At 47.2% G+C, this 15,580-nt stretch carries 11 protein-coding genes, 15 tRNA genes and 1 rRNA gene; 2 read left to right on the top strand and 25 right to left on the bottom strand.

The annotated features are described in order from the left end of the window. Positions 1 to 104: 104 nt before the first annotated feature. A complete protein-coding gene (locus tag KNQ12_RS07765) occupies positions 105 to 1,841 on the bottom strand; it encodes a phospho-sugar mutase (protein ID WP_058714000.1) in 1,737 nt (578 codons plus the stop codon). 92 nt (positions 1,842 to 1,933) lie between these two features. Here KNQ12_RS07765 and KNQ12_RS07760 point away from each other — a divergent pair, with 92 nt between their 5' ends. After that, positions 1,934 to 2,752 (top strand): sulfurtransferase, encoded by an 819-nt coding sequence (locus KNQ12_RS07760; protein WP_035398489.1) that lies wholly within the window; start codon positions 1,934 to 1,936, stop codon positions 2,750 to 2,752. A gap of 41 nt (positions 2,753 to 2,793) precedes the next feature. On the opposite strand, the gene KNQ12_RS07755 is transcribed toward KNQ12_RS07760, so the two are convergent. Genes KNQ12_RS07755 through KNQ12_RS07740 form a run of 4 tightly spaced genes read right to left on the bottom strand, consistent with a single transcriptional unit; the run spans position 2,794 to position 8,986 of the window. Further along, positions 2,794 to 5,217 (bottom strand): glycogen/starch/alpha-glucan phosphorylase, encoded by a 2,424-nt coding sequence (locus KNQ12_RS07755; protein ID WP_214747382.1) that lies wholly within the window; start codon positions 5,215 to 5,217, stop codon positions 2,794 to 2,796. Positions 5,218 to 5,245: 28 nt separating this feature from the next. Then, complete coding sequence (gene glgA / locus KNQ12_RS07750) at positions 5,246 to 6,697, bottom strand: glycogen synthase GlgA (protein WP_214747379.1); 1,452 nt, start codon at positions 6,695 to 6,697, stop codon at positions 5,246 to 5,248. A 14-nt stretch (positions 6,698 to 6,711) separates the two neighbouring features. Beyond that, complete coding sequence (gene glgD, locus KNQ12_RS07745) at positions 6,712 to 7,812, bottom strand: glucose-1-phosphate adenylyltransferase subunit GlgD (RefSeq protein ID WP_214747376.1); 1,101 nt, start codon at positions 7,810 to 7,812, stop codon at positions 6,712 to 6,714. A gap of 13 nt (positions 7,813 to 7,825) precedes the next feature. Further along, the gene (locus KNQ12_RS07740) at positions 7,826 to 8,986 is read right to left on the bottom strand and encodes a glucose-1-phosphate adenylyltransferase (RefSeq protein ID WP_058265030.1); all 1,161 of its coding nucleotides are present in this window, start codon (positions 8,984 to 8,986) and stop codon (positions 7,826 to 7,828) included. A 206-nt stretch (positions 8,987 to 9,192) separates the two neighbouring features. On the opposite strand from KNQ12_RS07740, the gene KNQ12_RS07735 reads away from it, so the two are divergent. Further along, positions 9,193 to 10,968, top strand: a complete 1,776-nt coding sequence (locus KNQ12_RS07735; protein ID WP_214747373.1) for a transglycosylase domain-containing protein — start codon at positions 9,193 to 9,195, stop codon at positions 10,966 to 10,968. 1 nt (position 10,969) lies between these two features. Here KNQ12_RS07735 and KNQ12_RS07730 read toward each other — a convergent pair whose 3' ends face one another. The 20 genes from KNQ12_RS07730 to rrf all read right to left on the bottom strand — a co-directional run bounded on the left by KNQ12_RS07730 (position 10,970) and on the right by rrf (position 15,432). Beyond that, positions 10,970 to 11,536, bottom strand: a complete 567-nt coding sequence (locus KNQ12_RS07730; RefSeq protein WP_023467322.1) for a DUF5366 family protein — start codon at positions 11,534 to 11,536, stop codon at positions 10,970 to 10,972. Between the two features lie 238 nt (positions 11,537 to 11,774). Then, positions 11,775 to 12,248: a tRNA (uridine(34)/cytosine(34)/5-carboxymethylaminomethyluridine(34)-2'-O)-methyltransferase TrmL gene (trmL, locus tag KNQ12_RS07725; RefSeq protein WP_023467320.1), complete on the bottom strand. Its 474-nt coding sequence runs from the start codon at positions 12,246 to 12,248 to the stop codon at positions 11,775 to 11,777. A gap of 3 nt (positions 12,249 to 12,251) precedes the next feature. After that, positions 12,252 to 12,731 (bottom strand): methylated-DNA--[protein]-cysteine S-methyltransferase, encoded by a 480-nt coding sequence (locus KNQ12_RS17140; protein WP_214747370.1) that lies wholly within the window; start codon positions 12,729 to 12,731, stop codon positions 12,252 to 12,254. Continuing rightward, on the bottom strand, positions 12,706 to 13,866 hold the full coding sequence (gene queG, locus KNQ12_RS07715) for a tRNA epoxyqueuosine(34) reductase QueG (RefSeq protein WP_214747367.1): 1,161 nt from the start codon (positions 13,864 to 13,866) through the stop codon (positions 12,706 to 12,708). Before queG ends, KNQ12_RS17140 begins: the two co-directional genes overlap by 26 nt. Before the next feature lie 87 nt (positions 13,867 to 13,953). Then, positions 13,954 to 14,024 (bottom strand) — tRNA-Gly (locus KNQ12_RS07710). A 38-nt stretch (positions 14,025 to 14,062) separates the two neighbouring features. Beyond that, positions 14,063 to 14,133: transfer RNA gene (locus tag KNQ12_RS07705), tRNA-Gly, on the bottom strand. Between the two features lie 4 nt (positions 14,134 to 14,137). Beyond that, a tRNA-Leu gene (locus KNQ12_RS07700) sits at positions 14,138 to 14,218 on the bottom strand. A gap of 36 nt (positions 14,219 to 14,254) precedes the next feature. Further along, positions 14,255 to 14,328, bottom strand: a tRNA-Cys gene (locus tag KNQ12_RS07695). Between the two features lie 6 nt (positions 14,329 to 14,334). Then, positions 14,335 to 14,409: transfer RNA gene (locus KNQ12_RS07690), tRNA-Gly, on the bottom strand. Positions 14,410 to 14,417: 8 nt separating this feature from the next. Continuing rightward, positions 14,418 to 14,489, bottom strand: a tRNA-Gln gene (locus tag KNQ12_RS07685). 10 nt (positions 14,490 to 14,499) lie between these two features. Then, positions 14,500 to 14,572 (bottom strand) — tRNA-His (locus KNQ12_RS07680). A gap of 9 nt (positions 14,573 to 14,581) precedes the next feature. Next, positions 14,582 to 14,652 (bottom strand) — tRNA-Trp (locus KNQ12_RS07675). Between the two features lie 4 nt (positions 14,653 to 14,656). Continuing rightward, positions 14,657 to 14,740: transfer RNA gene (locus tag KNQ12_RS07670), tRNA-Tyr, on the bottom strand. A 31-nt stretch (positions 14,741 to 14,771) separates the two neighbouring features. Continuing rightward, positions 14,772 to 14,847, bottom strand: a tRNA-Phe gene (locus tag KNQ12_RS07665). A 7-nt stretch (positions 14,848 to 14,854) separates the two neighbouring features. Continuing rightward, positions 14,855 to 14,930, bottom strand: a tRNA-Asp gene (locus KNQ12_RS07660). Positions 14,931 to 14,938: 8 nt separating this feature from the next. Beyond that, positions 14,939 to 15,012, bottom strand: a tRNA-Met gene (locus tag KNQ12_RS07655). A gap of 10 nt (positions 15,013 to 15,022) precedes the next feature. After that, a tRNA-Glu gene (locus KNQ12_RS07650) sits at positions 15,023 to 15,097 on the bottom strand. Between the two features lie 21 nt (positions 15,098 to 15,118). Next, positions 15,119 to 15,209, bottom strand: a tRNA-Ser gene (locus tag KNQ12_RS07645). A 26-nt stretch (positions 15,210 to 15,235) separates the two neighbouring features. Further along, positions 15,236 to 15,310 (bottom strand) — tRNA-Asn (locus KNQ12_RS07640). Between the two features lie 6 nt (positions 15,311 to 15,316). Continuing rightward, positions 15,317 to 15,432 (bottom strand): 5S ribosomal RNA (gene rrf / locus KNQ12_RS07635). Between the last annotated feature and the right edge of the window lie 148 nt (positions 15,433 to 15,580).

The following is a 15,580-nucleotide window of genomic DNA, read 5'->3' as shown; positions in this document are numbered from 1 at the left end:
CTCGTTTACTGTACCTCAAAATGGTACCGGTTGCACGGATTTCACTTTTTGATGCTCTCAGACAAAAAACAGGATCCCGTCGATGACGTGATCCTGCATAGGACTTATTGAATTTGTTCGACTTCTTGCATGACTTCATCTTCGATCTGCTGACGTTTCCGTGTCGTCTCAGCAGCATCGGGTGACGTGACGCTGAAGTAGAATTTGATTTTTGGTTCCGTACCCGATGGACGAAGGCAGAACCATGATCCATCGCTAAGCGTAAACTTCAGTACGTTGGATTTTGGCAGGTTGATCGGTGAAGGTTGATGTGTCTTCAAATCGTGGGCGATGCTCGCATCATAGTCCTCGAATAAGACGACCTGTTCTCCAGCCACTTGTTTTGGCGGATTCTCACGGAACGTATCCATGATACGCCCGATCTGTGCCACGCCATCCTTCCCTTTGAGTGTCAGAGAGCGGAGTGACTCTTCAAAGTACCCGAACTGCTCGTAAATCGCCTGTAATGCCTCATAGAGCGTCCGTCCTTCTTTCTTATGGTACGCAGCCATCTCAGCAGCTAACAAGCACGCTTGGACGGCATCCTTATCTCGGCAGAAGTCACCGATAAGGTAACCATAGCTCTCCTCGTATCCGAAGAGATACTCATATTGACCCGATGCGTTGTATTGTTTGATTTTTTCCCCAATGAACTTAAAGCCTGTCAACGTGTTCTCGACATGAAGATCATAGTGACGCGCAATCAATGCACCCAGTTCTGAAGTAACGATCGTCTTCGCGACGAATCCGTTCGCTGGAAGTGTTCCCTGTGCCGCTTTTTGTGAAAGGATGTAGTCGAGCAATAACGCTCCCGTCTGATTCCCTGTCAGGACTGTCCATTCTCCGTCTGCATCACGTGTTGCGACTCCAACACGGTCAGCATCGGGATCCGTCGCAATCAAGATGTCTGCATCTGTCCGGTCACCATATTCGATCGCCAGTTTAAAGGCAGCATGTTCTTCCGGGTTCGGTGACGTCACGGTCGGGAACGCACCGTCTGGTTCTGCTTGCTCCTTAACAACTATCACGTGTTCGAATCCATACCGTTTCAAGCCTTCTGTTACCGGCACAAGACCTGTTCCGTGAAGTGGTGTGAAGACGATTTTAAGTGGATTCGCTAATTCCGATTGAATCGAAGGTAAGACACGAATCGTTTGTAATTTTTCTTGATACGCCTCGTCGAGCTCTTCTCCGACACGGACGATCAAACCGTTCGCGCGAAGGACTTCTTCTTGCTCCAGTTCAATCGATAGCTCATCTTCGATTTGGCTGACGTACGAAACGAGTTCATCTGCTTCTTTTGGCGGAAGTTGTCCACCGTCATCCCCGTATACTTTATAGCCATTGTACTCTGGTGGGTTGTGACTCGCCGTGATGACGATCCCGCCCGCCGCTTGTAAAGACCGAACCGCAAACGAAAGTTCCGGTGTCGGACGTAGACCGTCGAACAGATACGCTTTGATGCCGTTACTTGCGAGCGTCCGTGCCGCCTCTAACGCAAATTCTGGTGAGAAATGGCGTGAATCGTGTGCGATGACGATTCCTTTTGCTGCCGCTTCTTCCCCCGACGCCTTAATGAATGCTGCGAACCCTTGTGATGCTTTTCGGACCGTATATACGTTCATCCGGTTCGTTCCGACACCGATTTCCCCACGCATACCACCTGTTCCAAATTCGAGTTCTTTATAAAATGCTTCTTCGGCTGCTTTTTCATCCGTTGCTAACGTGACTAACTCTTCTTTTAATGCGCTATCTAAATCAGCGAACTGATCCCATTTTTGATAGGTTTCTTTCCATGACATGGTAAATCGACTCCTTTTTGAATGAGGGTAAGACTTGCGATGAAGCGATACCTTTCATATGATTAACACTAGAAAGGGTAAGGTGATGAGGCATGTTTCCTACGATTCAAATGGCAGATCTTCAACAGCTCGTCCGAACGGATCAGATTCGCTGGTTTGACTGCCGATATGACTTGCAACAACCTGAATATGGACGGAATGCTTTCTTGGAACAACACGTCGAAGGTGCACAGCACCTGGATTTAACGACTGACCTTTCCGGTCCCATCGATGAGGTCGGTGGTCGGCATCCGCTTCCTTCAAAAGAAGCGTGGCAACACACACTGGAACAGCATGGTGTAACACCAGAAGACTTCGTCGTCTTGTACGACGATGGTTTTCCGTATGCCGCTCGTGCCTGGTGGTTATTTAAATGGATCGGACATGAGCGTGTCGTCGTCCTTGAGGGCGGATTCTCCTCTTACCTAGCGTTCGATCTTCCGGTCACGGACGACGTTCCTACTTATGAACCGTCTCAGTACACGCCTCGTTTTCAAGATGAGATGCTTGTCTCGTTCGAAGAGTTGAAAGATCAGCTGACAGAAACGATGGTAATCGATTCCCGTGCACCCGATCGATACCGTGGAGAAATCGAACCACTCGATCACGTCGCCGGCCACATTCCAGGTGCCGTGAATTGTTTCTTCGAACAAGCACTCTCACCAGATGGTCGCTTACGGGACGCGGAAGATTTGAAAGAACTGTACGCCGACATCCTACCGGTCAAAGCCCCTATCCTCTATTGTGGAAGTGGTGTGACAGCGTGTGTCAATGTCATCGCTCTCCATTCACTCGGGAAAACCGATGTCCGGCTTTACGCCGGCTCTTATAGTGATTGGGTCAGCCGTGGTGAAGATGTCTCCCGTTCGTAAGCATCAGACACTGACAGAAACATCTGTCAGTGTCTTTTTGTTCAGAGTTGAATCGGTTTGATGTTCCAGATCGCATTCGCATACTCTTTAATCGTTCGGTCACTTGAGAACACACCTGACCGTGCAATATTAAGAATGACGCGTTTATACCATTCTTCTGGTTGCTGATACATCCGATCGATTCGTTCTTGCGCTTGTTGGTAGGATAAGAAATCTTTTAAAATTAAATATTCATCATTATACGTCAATAATGAATCATAAATCGCTTGGAACTCACCTGGAGCAAATAATGTTCCATCGACGAGACTATCGATGATTCGTCGAAGCTCGGGTTGGGCACTGTATTGATCGTATGCACTGTAACCACCGTACTGCTTATAATTCATGACTTCCTGCGGTGTTAAGCCGAAGATGAAGATGTTCGCATCCCCGACCTCGTCTCGAATTTCGATGTTCGCTCCGTCGAGCGTTCCGATTGTCAGTGCACCATTCATCATGAACTTCATGTTGCCGGTTCCAGAGGCTTCATAACTTGCAGTCGAAATCTGTTCACTGACGTCACTTGCCGGGAAGATTTTCTCAGCAAGCGATACACGATAGTTTTCTAGGAAAACGACTTTCAAGTACGGACTGACGTCTGGATCATCGTTAATCAAGCGTGCCAATGCATTAATGTAACGAATGACTTCTTTTGCATAATGATAGCCTGGCGCCGCCTTTGCACCAAAGATGAATGTCCGCGGTGTCATCGTGAAGGAACGGTCTTCCTTCAGACGATAGTAAAGTGAATGAATGTGTAACGCATTCAAGAGTTGACGTTTGTACGCATGCAATCGCTTGACTTGAACATCAAAAATCGAGGTCGGATCCACGACGATCCCGGTTTCTTTTTCAATGAGCAACGCTAATTCTTCTTTACGCTGAAGTTTGATCTCGGCGATGTCCTTCTGTAATGCTGCATCCTCTGCCCATTTCGTCAACTTTTGCAAATCGGACGGATGCTGAATCCAACTATCCCCGATCGCTTCCGTCACACGATTTGCCAGTGCTGGATTCGATGAGAGGAACCAGCGACGATGTGTAATTCCGTTCGTCTTATTATTAAAGCGAAGCGGAAACATCTCATAAAATAGTCGCATCTCGCGCTGCTTCAGAATCTCAGTATGAATCTGAGCGACACCATTCGTCGAATGCGTGCCGACGACAGCCAGATTCGCCATGTTGATCCGGTCATCCGCGATGATGGCGATATCTCGCATATGCGCTTCCATGTGTGGATAGTTTGCAAGCACATCCTTACAGAAGCGTCGGTTGATTTCCTCGATGATGAGGTAGATGCGCGGTAACAAGCGACGGAACAAATCGATCGGCCAGCGCTCGAGTGCTTCTGACAGTAACGTGTGGTTCGTAAACGACATGACACTCTTCGTGATCCGCCATGCTTCTTCCCAGCCAAATCCTTCTTCATCGACAAGAATCCGCATCAACTCCGGAATCGCGACGACCGGATGTGTATCGTTGATATGGATAGCGATATGGTTGCCGAGTTGCTTCAATGAATGATTTCGCTTTTTAAAGGACGTCAAGATACTCCGTAATCCGGCAGAGACAAAGAAGTATTGTTGCTTCAAACGCAACTCTTTTCCTTCATACGTCGTATCATCCGGATACAGAAACTCTGAAATCGTCTGAATCGATTGTTTATGTGCCAGTAAATCTTTATAGTTCCCACGGTATTGGCTAAGTAATTCATCATCATCAAGTGGGGACTCAGCACTCCAGAGTCGCAGGTTATTGACGACCTTGTTTTGATAGCCGACGATCGGCATATCGTACGGAACAGCACGGACGATTTCAGCCGGCTCATGATGGACACGATATCCATCACCGACTTCTTCGAGCCAGACATGTCCACCGAATGGAACATCGACCGCTTTATCAGAACGTCTGATTTCCCACATGTTCCCGTTCTTCAGCCAGTTATCCGGTAACTCGACTTGATAACCATCAATGATTTTTTGCTTAAACAGACCGTACTGATACCGGATCCCGTTCCCGTGTCCAGGCAGACCCAGCGCAGCCAGGGAATCGAGGAAACACGCCGCGAGACGACCGAGCCCTCCGTTCCCAAGTCCAGGTTCCGGCTCTTCTTCTGTCAAATCACTGAGCTGATATCCGAGTTCTTCCAGTCCCCGTTCCACATCCTTTAAAACATCAAGACTCAATAGGTTATTATGCAGGAAACGTCCGAGTAAAAACTCGAGTGAAAAGTAATAGACTTGCTTACTTTTTTTATGGATATATGTTTCCTTCGTCCGTAACCAATCGGTCGTAACCGTCTCACGTACCAGATAAGCGAGCGTTTGATAGATATCATTTTCTGTTGCTTCCGTTATGGCTTTACCATGCATCGAAACGAATCGTTCCGTAAACCTCTCCTTAAACTTCTCTTTATCTTTGAACATGACGTAACCCCTTTTCCCAGTGATACGATCAAGTGGCGGACGGTGCAATCAAACGATATAACGCCAAGTATTCGTCGGCTGAACGCAACCAGCTAAAGTCCTCATTCATCGCTGTCTCAATCAAATGCTCAAAGACTGGTCGATCATGATACACCTCAATCGTACGTTTAATCGCTTCTAAAAACTCATGTGCATTATAATTCGCGAACGAGAATCCATTTCCTTCTAATGTGAACTGATTGAACGGTTTGACCGTATCACGGAGCCCACCTGTTTCCCGAACGACTGGTAAACAGCCATACTTCATCGAAATCAACTGACTGAGACCACAAGGTTCAAAACGCGACGGCATCAAGAAGGCATCACTTCCTGCATAGATCCGTTGTGCAAGACCAACGTCAAATCCGATATAAGAAGCGATTTTGTCTGGACGAATCGATGTCGCATGATGGAACAATCCTTCATATTCCGCTTCACCCGATCCGAGAATGATGAACTGCGCATCGAGTTCGAACAAGTCTGGCAAGATATGCGCGAGTAAATCGATTCCCTTTTGGTCGACAAGACGAGACACGAAGCCGAACAGTGGTACGTCCGGATTAATCGGGAGACCTAGTTCCTCTTGTAAGGCCGCCTTGTTTTTTGCTTTTCCTTCCGTGACGGTATCAACGGAATACGTCTCAACGAGATGCGTATCATGCGCAGGATCAAATTGACGATAGTCGATTCCGTTCAAGATGCCACGCACGTCGACAGCGCGATGTTGCAAAACCGGCTCAAGTGTCTCACCGTAATACGGATCCATGATTTCATCACGGTACGATGGACTGACTGTCGTGATTTGATTGGAGTGGACAAGTCCTGCCTTCATGTAATTGACGAGACCGTTATGAGCAATCCCATCCGCTGTGAAATGTTCATGACTCAAACCAAGTAAGTCACCGAGCACTTCTTCTGGGAAGACACCCTGATACTGTAGGTTGTGGATCGTAAAGACCGTTTTAATATCTTGATAACGCTCGAGGTGTTGATAATGGATGCGTAAGAACGCTGGAATCACACCAGTTTGCCAATCATGACAATGAATGACGTCCGGTACTTCCTTTCGATCCAAATGTTGAATCATCTCAAGGACGGCACGTGAGAAATAGGCAAACCGTTCCGCATCATCGTAATGTCCATAAATGACGCCATCGCGTTTGAAGTAGTATTCATTATCGATGAAATAGAACGTCACACCCTCTTGTTTCAATCGAAGGACAGCACCAAATTGCTGGCGCCAGCCGACTGGCACGATGAAGTCGAACAAGAACTCCATCTCGGATTTATATTGCTCTTTGATTTGACCATAATTGGGTAAGACGACCGAAACGTCCGCCCCTTCCTCAGCAAGCGCTAAAGGGAGCGAGCCGACGACGTCAGCTAGCCCCCCTGTCTTGATGAAGGGTGTCGCTTCCGTGGCAGCAAACCATACCTTCATGAATGACATCTCCTTTAAACGATTGTTTGTTTTTTGATGACGATTGGCTCTTCTGCCGTACCGCGGATGACTTGACCGCGCTTGACAGTGACTTCTTTATCGAGAATCGCGTACTCGACGACCGCGCCTTCTTCAATGACTGATTTTTGCATGATGATCGAATTTTTGACACGAGCGTGTTTTCCGACTTTGACACCACGGAACAAGATGCTGTCCGTCGTCGTGCCTTCTAACTTACAGCCATTTGCGACGAGTGAGTTCTTGATGGCAGAACCCGGCAAATAACGCGTCGGCGGTTCATGCTTGATTTTCGTATAAACGTGTTGGAAGTCGTTGATTGCTCCCCACTGTTCAAGTAACAGCATGCTCTCACGATAGTACGAACGAAGCGAATGAATGACTTGTGATGTACCACGGTACTCATACCCGTGAACGTGCAAGCGATTGAGCTGCGAACGAATGATGCTTTGAAGTAAATCGTACTCACCACGTGCGATTGCTTCATCGATTAAGCGAACGAAGAGATTCTTCGATAGGACGACCGTCTCCATGTAGAACGTCTCATCTGTCGGTTGGAACCCTCGTGATCCGATTGCAGTCACGCGATTCTGTTCGCCAAAACGGATCGGACGGCAGTATTTACAAGGCAGCTCACGCTTCGTATAGACGACCGTGATGTCCGCATTCGATTCTTTATGTTCGCGTAACACATCTCGATAATCTACTGCGGATAAGATGTTTGAACCAGAAATGACGACATAGTTTTCCTTACTGCGAAGGAGGAAGTCACGGTGGAGATGGAAGTTCGATAAATCTCCACGGAACTCGTTCGCATCTTGTGACAATGCAGGTGGGAAGATATAGAGTCCACCGTTTGAACGGTCAAGATCCCACTCTTTACCCGATCCAAGATGGTCCATCATTCCACGATATTTCTCGAGCGTAAAAATCCCGATGTTCGCGATATCGTTTTGTACCATGTTCGTTAATGTAAAATCGATCAACCGATAACGTCCTGCAAATGGAACTGCCGCTAAGTTACGATGTTCCGTCAATTCTTTGAAAAAGCCTTCTTCTCCGCTTAAATTGATGACACCTAATAAATCGACCTTCATCCGAATATCCCCCTTATTGAATCGCTTCTTTGATGACTTCGTTCTTCTTGACGATGCTGTCTGCTTCAATGACGAAAACTTCTCCATCTGGAGAGCCGATCGTTGCACCATCTTCTACGATTACACCGTCTGCTAAGATTGCCCGATGAATCGTGACGTCTCGTCCGATTTTGACGTTCGGGAAGATGACCGAGTCTTTGACGAGTGATCCTTCTGCTACGTCGACACCATGGAAGAGAACCGAATGATTGATTTCCCCCTCGATATGGCAGCCTTCATTGATGATCGATGTCTCGACTGTCGCAGCATTCCCGATATATTGTGGTTGCTGATTTGGGTTGACCGAATAGACTTTCCAAGAAGGATCATATAAATCAAATTCTGGTTCTGCCGTCAATAAGTCCATATTCGCTTCCCAGAGCGATTGAATCGTTCCGACATCTTTCCAGTATCCTTTAAATTTATATGCACGAATATTGAGGTTTTCAAAGAGCATGTTCGGAATGATGTTCTTACCGAAGTCAAAGCTTGATTCCGCATCGCCAGCATCTTGAATCAAATGGCGTTTTAATACATCCCAGTTAAAGACGTAGATTCCCATCGATGCAAGATTCGATTTTGGATTCTGTGGTTTTTCTTCGAATTCATTGATTCGGAGGTCATCGTCTGTATTGAGAATTCCGAACCGTGGTGCTTCTTCCCACGGCACTTCACGAACGGAGATCGTCACGTCCGCTCCGCCAAGACGATGCTCTTCAATCATCTGTTCATAATCCATTTTATAAATATGATCGCCTGATAAGACAAGAACATAGTCAGGGTCAAATTGGTTGATGTAACTCATGTTTCGATAAATGGCATTTGCCGTTCCTTCGTACCAGTTCTTTCCGTTTTGCGCCTGGTAAGGAGGTAGAATCGTCAAACCACCGTTACGTCGATCTAAATCCCATGCGCTCCCGATTCCGAGATAGCGGTTTAATTCAAGTGGTTCATATTGCGTCAATACACCAACTGTATCGATTCCTGAGTTCGTACAGTTCGAAAGTGGGAAATCAATGATCCGGTACTTTCCTCCAAATGCAACAGCTGGTTTTGCAGTATGTTTCGTTAAAGCTCCCAGACGTTTCCCTTCTCCGCCTGCAAGTAACATCGCCACGACATTCTTTTTAGCCATTTCGTCCCCTCCATTTATGCTCTTTTTTTTCAGACAATTCGCGTTGTAAAATCCACAGATACTTCTATATACCCAATCTTTTCTCTTTTTAATATAACATTCCTGCAAAATAGGTTTATTAAAATACAAAAATCGAAAAAAAATCTACTGATTTCTCCACAAAAGACCGATAATAGGAATGAAATGGCTTTTCGAAAGGAGTTCTCATGCGAATTACTACAGGATATCTTGTCTTACTTGGTCTTGCGACGATGCTTCTGTTTTCCTTATTTTCAATAAAAGATGAGTTGAAAACAGCACGTACACTTTTTTTCTGGGCCGATGAACAGACGACGCGACATCCACTGACTTCCTATCAACCAATCACCGTAACCTATGAAAACAAACGGGTCGAGCTCTATGACGGATTGCGACGGGATGATCTAACTCCTCGAACATTGCCAAAAAAAGTCGAGCAAGCGTTTGTTGCCATCGAAGATCAGCGTTTCTATCAACATGACGGATATGACATCACAGGAATTTTACGCGCGTTTACAAAAAATCAGTCTGATTCTAAATCTCAAGGTGGCAGTACGATCACACAACAACTAGCAAGAATGACGTATCTATCAAACGAAAAAACATATACTAGAAAAATAAAAGAGTTGTTAATTGCTGTGTCTTTGGAGCAAAAATATTCGAAAAAAGAACTGATGACAGCGTATGTCAATCAAGCCTATTTCGCGAATAATATTTATGGCATCGAACTTGCCGCAAAATCGTATTTCAATAAGCCGGCACGCGAGTTAAATTGGTCAGAAGTCAGCTTTTTGACAGCGATTCCGAATAATCCTTCTCTTTACGACCCGCTACGTTTTCCTGAAAATACAAAAAAGCGCCAGCAACGAATCGTTCAAGCGTTAGTTCGTGATCGTCTACTGACCGATAAATTTACCGTTTCTCGTGTGTCGCCTCGATCCTATAAACCGCGTATTCCTTATCCAGATTATATCGATGCCACCGTTCAAGCTGCTGTTCGGATGACCGCTCAAAAAAAAGGTTGGAGTGAGCAGCGTGCTGCAGAATATCTGCATCAACAAGGGGCGGTCATCTCGACATATCTCGACTCAGCAGAACAACGACGGGCTAAAGAAGCTCTTCGCAATCTACCCAACCCGATTGAGGGTGCTTATGTTGGCATCGACGGACAAACACACGGAGTCACCGCTCTTGTCGGCTATAAATCCGAATTGACCGGTCAATTCAACCGGGCTGTACAATCCTACCGACAGCCTGGTTCAGCAATCAAACCGTTACTTGTCTACGGTCCTTATCTCGAGAAGACGAAAGCCCGCTTGTCCAGTACGCTAGACGGTAGTCCCGTCTGTATCGATGGCTACTGCCCTTCAAATAGCGGAAATCGAATACTTGGACGAGTGACGATTGCCGACGCAATTGCCTATTCCTACAACACACCAGCGATTCGCGCGTTCGCGGTCTCCTTCCGGGAAGGATTGAAGTCCATCCGTCCGTTTCAGTTCAGTCAATGGACACGGGAAGATGATGCGTTTACGAGTGCTCTAGGCGGTTTACAGTACGGGATCAGTCCATATGAACTGACAAATGCCTATACCGTATTCGTTAATGATGGACTCTATCGACCGGCGTCGATGATTAAAAGTATTACGCTTAAGAATGGAACGGTCGAACGACCACAAGAAAAGGAACAACGGATTTGGTCCAGTCAGACGAACCGGGAATTACGGGCTGGTTTGAAAAATGTCATGACGTATGGAACGGGACGCAAAGGATTTGACTCCTCTGCTCGTTATATTGGAGGAAAAACAGGAACAACGAACGACAATAAGGATATGTGGTTCGTTGGCATCAAAAATCAACATATCGGAGGGATTTGGCTAGGGGCAGATCGCCCGCGTCCTTTCCCTGTCGAAGCGAATGCAACGCTACAGGTTAAGACGTGGGCAACGATTTTACGCCCTTGAGTCAACTTGGAAATAAAATTGCTTCCCCGAAGGAATTAAATAAAGTCAAACCGACCCATGATAGACCAGCAAGTAGAACGCCCCAGGCTAAGAAGGAGAAGATGATCAATCCGACGGCTCCTGCCGCACTCGTCATCTTACTGATTTGTACTGTATAAAAGATAAAATAGATGAGGAAGGACGCAAGCAACACGATTCCGACGTGCAAGAAGGACGTCATGAAGGCAAAGCTGACACAACCTCCGATAAGTAACAGAATACTACCCGGACGTAACATGCCGAGTGTCGTACCCTCTTGTTCCTTGATGAAAAAGGCGAAACCGAGTTGATTGATCGTATCCGATAATAACTTCAATGAACTGAAGATCATGAAATAGACGATCAAAAAGCCGAGCCAAACGACGAGCTTCGTATCGCGCGCCGTCAAGAGTTGCAGTAGTTCATCGTACACACCAACTTGATCGAGCCAATGTAATGCGAGTTCCGTCGTTGCAATTGCAAGGGATGTACTAAATAACAAGATGCTGATCAGCGGGGCATAACTTAACAGGTAAACATTCGTACGCATGTGGAGTCTCCATTCATAGAAAATTCATATGTAGCACACAATTTCACTTACAGGTATACTATAATAGATTATATCGGTTCAAGAGACTGAAGGGGGAAACAAAAATGGCATTTATCTTAATGGTCGGCGTAAGTCTTGCGTTTTTGACAGCAATCTTCACTGCAGGCTACAACAAAAAACCTGAAGGTAACGAATAATTCATAAAAGCTCCCTCCTGAATCAGGATGGAGCTTTTGCTTTATAGAAGACCTGCATATCCTTGCTGACGCAATGCTTCATAGACGATGATCGCTGCCGTGTTCGAGACGTTCAGTGAACGAACGAGGTTCGATTGAGGTAGACGGATACAACGCTCCGCGTTCGCATCGATGACTTCAAGCGGCAATCCTTTTGTTTCCCGACCAAAGACAAAGAAATAATCCTGTTCGACGTCCGATAAGTCGATCTGGCTCGGGTACTGTTCTCCATATTTCGTAATATAGTAGAAAATCCCCTCCGGATGCTTCTCCCACAGTTCTTCTAACGAATCATGATAACGGACATCGACGAATTCCCAGTAATCGAGACCCGCACGTTTAAGCTGCTTATCGTCCGTCGAGAAGCCGAGCGGTCGGATCAAGTGAAGGACGGAATGCGTCGCTGCACATGTTCGTGAAATATTTCCTGTGTTTTGAGGAATCTCCGGTTGATACATAACGACATGAATAGCCATGGTTTAATTCTCTCCTATCTCATGCGCTAAAAGCGCTTCTTTATGGGCAATCCCACTTGCAAAACCCGTCAGTTTACCAGTCGCCCCGATGACACGGTGACACGGATAAATTAGCGCGATCGGATTCCGGTTCAAGGCACCGCCAACAGCTCGTGCTGCCTTTGGTTTCCCAATTATTCGAGCCAGTTCACCGTAACTGATCGTTTGACCAAACGGAACGGTTCGTAAAGCGTGCAATACTTGCTCTGCAAAAGGCGTGACACGCAACTGACAAGGAAGTGCATCAAGCGCTTGTCGATCGCCTACTGCGTAACGATCAAACGCCATGCGCCAAGCATTCGGTAATTCACCGTCGTCGGTTTCTTTTTGCAAATAGGTTCGAGCACGCTCTTCATTCAATCCAAAATCGAGATACACGATGTGCTCTTTTTCCCATGCGACGAGCAACGTACCAAACTCATAAGTGAGCTGTTGAAATGGCATCTGCTTCCCCCCACTCCTCAAGTAACCGTTGTCCTTCGGTTTGCACATCCACTGCAATATCGGCTAAAAGACGTGATTCGATGTACGACTTCTCATCGATTCCGCCAATCCGGCCGACTGCCCAGAGTGCCAGTGCCCGCATGTCTTCCCGGGCATCCGTTTCTGTCATTAACCGTAACGCTTCAATCGCGCTCTTGTCTCGGTAATGGACGAGCGCACAAATCGCATTACGCTGAATCGGCTTCTTTCCACGCCATGCGCCAGACAACGTCCCGAACCGGCTCTTGAACTCACGGTTACTCATGGATAAGAGTGGAACTAAGAGCGGTTTGACTTGCTCTGGATCCGGCTGCAGTTCAGCGTGATGTGTCGCATTTTTCTTCCGGTTATACGGACATACTTGCTGACACGTATCACAACCGTATAGACGGTTCCCAAGCGCCATTCGGAATGGTTCTGGCAGTAATGTTTTCGTCTGCGTCAAAAACGAGATGCACCGTTTAGCGTCGATAACGCCAGGTTCAACAAGCGCATCCGTCGGACAAGCGTCGATACACTTATTGCATGTCCCACACAATTCTTCGACTGGCTGATCCGACGGTAGGACGATATCTGTAATCAGTTCACCAAGATAGAGATAGGATCCGTGCTCCTCACTGATGATCGAGCAGTTTTTCCCACTGAATCCGATACCTGCTCGTTCTGCTACTGCACGATCGACGAGTTCTCCTGTATCGACCATCGAGCGCGTCCTTGCACCTGGACTCAATTCTTGAATTTTTTCTTCAAGTAACGTTAAGCGTTGTCGCAACGCCTGGTGATAATCGAGTCCCCAGGACGATCGACAAAAGATTCCCCGTCGCTCCCCTTCCTTACCCCGAGGTGCATTTTTGAGAGTACTTGGATACGCTACCGCAATGGCAATGATCGAAGCAGCATCTTCAACGAGTAGAGACGGTGTCGTTCGAAGATCGAGATCGGGCTCTTCAAAACCAGAAGCGAATCCTTTTTCTTGTTGCGCTTGCAATCGACGTTTTAAGACAAGAAATGGATCAGCCGTCGTCACCTTCAGCTCATCGATCCCAATCTCTGCTGCGTACTCTTGTAAAGCCAGTTTCAATTGTACACCATCCATCACAACTCACTCCTTTCCTGTTAAGATTCCTTCCTAAACAAAAAGAGCAAGGTGTCAGCGAAAACGACACATTGCTCTTTTTTGGTAAGCGGGTGAAGGGAATCGAACCCTCGTCATCAGCTTGGAAGGCTGAAGTTTTACCATTAAACTACACCCGCATGATCAGGTGAAACATCAGATTGTGTAAAAAGTATAAAGCGGGTGAAGGGAATCGAACCCTCGTCATCAGCTTGGAAGGCTGAGGTTTTACCATTAAACTACACCCGCAAGATACCGGTGGTCGGAATCGAACCGACACTCCAAAGGAACACGATTTTGAGTCGTGCGCGTCTACCAGTTCCGCCACACCGGCACAATCTCTTGCAAAACTATTTAGTTGAGAAATAGTTGGAGGCGCCAGTCAGAATCGAACTGACGATAAAGGAGTTGCAGTCCTCTGCCTTACCACTTGGCTATGGCGCCACTCATTGGAGCGGAAGACGGGATTCGAACCCGCGACCCCGACCTTGGCAAGGTCGTATTCTACCACTGAACTACTTCCGCTTGAAAAGCTGGGCTGGAAGGGATCGAACCTTCGCGTGCTGGAATCAAAATCCAGTGCCTTACCACTTGGCTACAGCCCAATAATAAGAGGGCGACTGATGGGAATTGAACCCACGAATGCCGGAATCACAATCCGGTGCGTTAACCACTTCGCCACAATCGCCATGGTAAACAGGGGCAGCAGGAATCGAACCCGCGCTGACGGTTTTGGAGACCGTAGTTCTACCGCTAAACTATGCCCCTATGGTGGTGGGGGGGGGCGGATTCGAACCGCCGAACCCGAGGGAGCGGATTTACAGTCCGCCGCGTTTAGCCACTTCGCTACCCCCCCACAAATGGGAAAATCATGTTGTTAATAAAGATGGTGGCTTTGGACGGAATCGAACCGCCGACACAAGGATTTTCAGTCCTTTGCTCTACCAACTGAGCTACAAAGCCTTAACAATGGCGGTCCTGACGGGATTCGAACCCGCGATCTCCTGCGTGACAGGCAGGCATGTTAACCGCTACACCACAGGACCGTATGTAATTGCGGGGGCCGGATTTGAACCGACGACCTTTGGGTTATGAGCCCAACGAGCTACCAGACTGCTCCACCCCGCGACGCTATAAATGGTGACCCGTACGGGATTCGAACCCGTGTTACCGCCGTGAAAGGGCGGTGTCTTAACCGCTTGACCAACGGGCCATTATGAATTGAAAGTGATGATGGCGGAGAGCAAGGGATTCGAACCCTTGAGACGCTTTTGACGCCTACACGATTTCCAATCGTGCTCCTTCGGCCACTCGGACAGCTCTCCATTGTACGTGGTGAAGAAGTAATAAATGGCTCCGCAAGTAGGATTTGAACCTACGACCTACCGGTTAACAGCCGGTTGCTCTACCGCTGAGCTATTGCGGAACGATCGCCTGGCAGCGTCCTATCCTCACAGAGGGAAGCCCCCAACTACTTTCGGCGTTCAAGTGCTTAACTTCCGTGTTCGGCATGGGAACGGGTGTGACCACTTGGCTATCGCCACCAGACATTTATTATCTTAACATTATGTTCACATAACGTCAAGACTTTTTTTCGTTTTTTCGAAAGGCTCGCGCCCTCAAAACTGAAGTCATCAACAAGCATCTGCTAGAACAAGGCCTCGACCGATTAGTATCACTCAGCTCCACATGTCGC

The organism is Exiguobacterium sp. s11, assembly GCF_018619015.1.
GTDB lineage: Bacteria > Bacillota > Bacilli > Exiguobacteriales > Exiguobacteriaceae > Exiguobacterium_A > Exiguobacterium_A indicum.
Note: the sequence above shows the minus strand (reverse complement) of the source record. Positions and strands in the feature narration are given on the sequence as shown.

Bases quoted from the DNA above. Each gene is read 5' to 3' on its own strand.
- KNQ12_RS07765 (WP_058714000.1), bottom strand. From the start codon at position 1,841: ATGTCATGGAAAGAAACCTATCAAAAATGGGATCAGTTCGCTGATTTA.
- KNQ12_RS07760 (WP_035398489.1), top strand. From the start codon at position 1,934: ATGTTTCCTACGATTCAAATGGCAGATCTTCAACAGCTCGTCCGAACG.
- KNQ12_RS07755 (WP_214747382.1), bottom strand. From the start codon at position 5,217: ATGTTCAAAGATAAAGAGAAGTTTAAGGAGAGGTTTACGGAACGATTC.
- glgA (WP_214747379.1), bottom strand. From the start codon at position 6,697: ATGAAGGTATGGTTTGCTGCCACGGAAGCGACACCCTTCATCAAGACA.
- glgD (WP_214747376.1), bottom strand. From the start codon at position 7,812: ATGAAGGTCGATTTATTAGGTGTCATCAATTTAAGCGGAGAAGAAGGC.
- KNQ12_RS07740 (WP_058265030.1), bottom strand. From the start codon at position 8,986: ATGGCTAAAAAGAATGTCGTGGCGATGTTACTTGCAGGCGGAGAAGGG.
- KNQ12_RS07735 (WP_214747373.1), top strand. From the start codon at position 9,193: ATGCGAATTACTACAGGATATCTTGTCTTACTTGGTCTTGCGACGATG.
- KNQ12_RS07730 (WP_023467322.1), bottom strand. From the start codon at position 11,536: ATGCGTACGAATGTTTACCTGTTAAGTTATGCCCCGCTGATCAGCATC.
- trmL (WP_023467320.1), bottom strand. From the start codon at position 12,248: ATGGCTATTCATGTCGTTATGTATCAACCGGAGATTCCTCAAAACACA.
- KNQ12_RS17140 (WP_214747370.1), bottom strand. From the start codon at position 12,731: ATGCCATTTCAACAGCTCACTTATGAGTTTGGTACGTTGCTCGTCGCA.
- queG (WP_214747367.1), bottom strand. From the start codon at position 13,866: ATGGATGGTGTACAATTGAAACTGGCTTTACAAGAGTACGCAGCAGAG.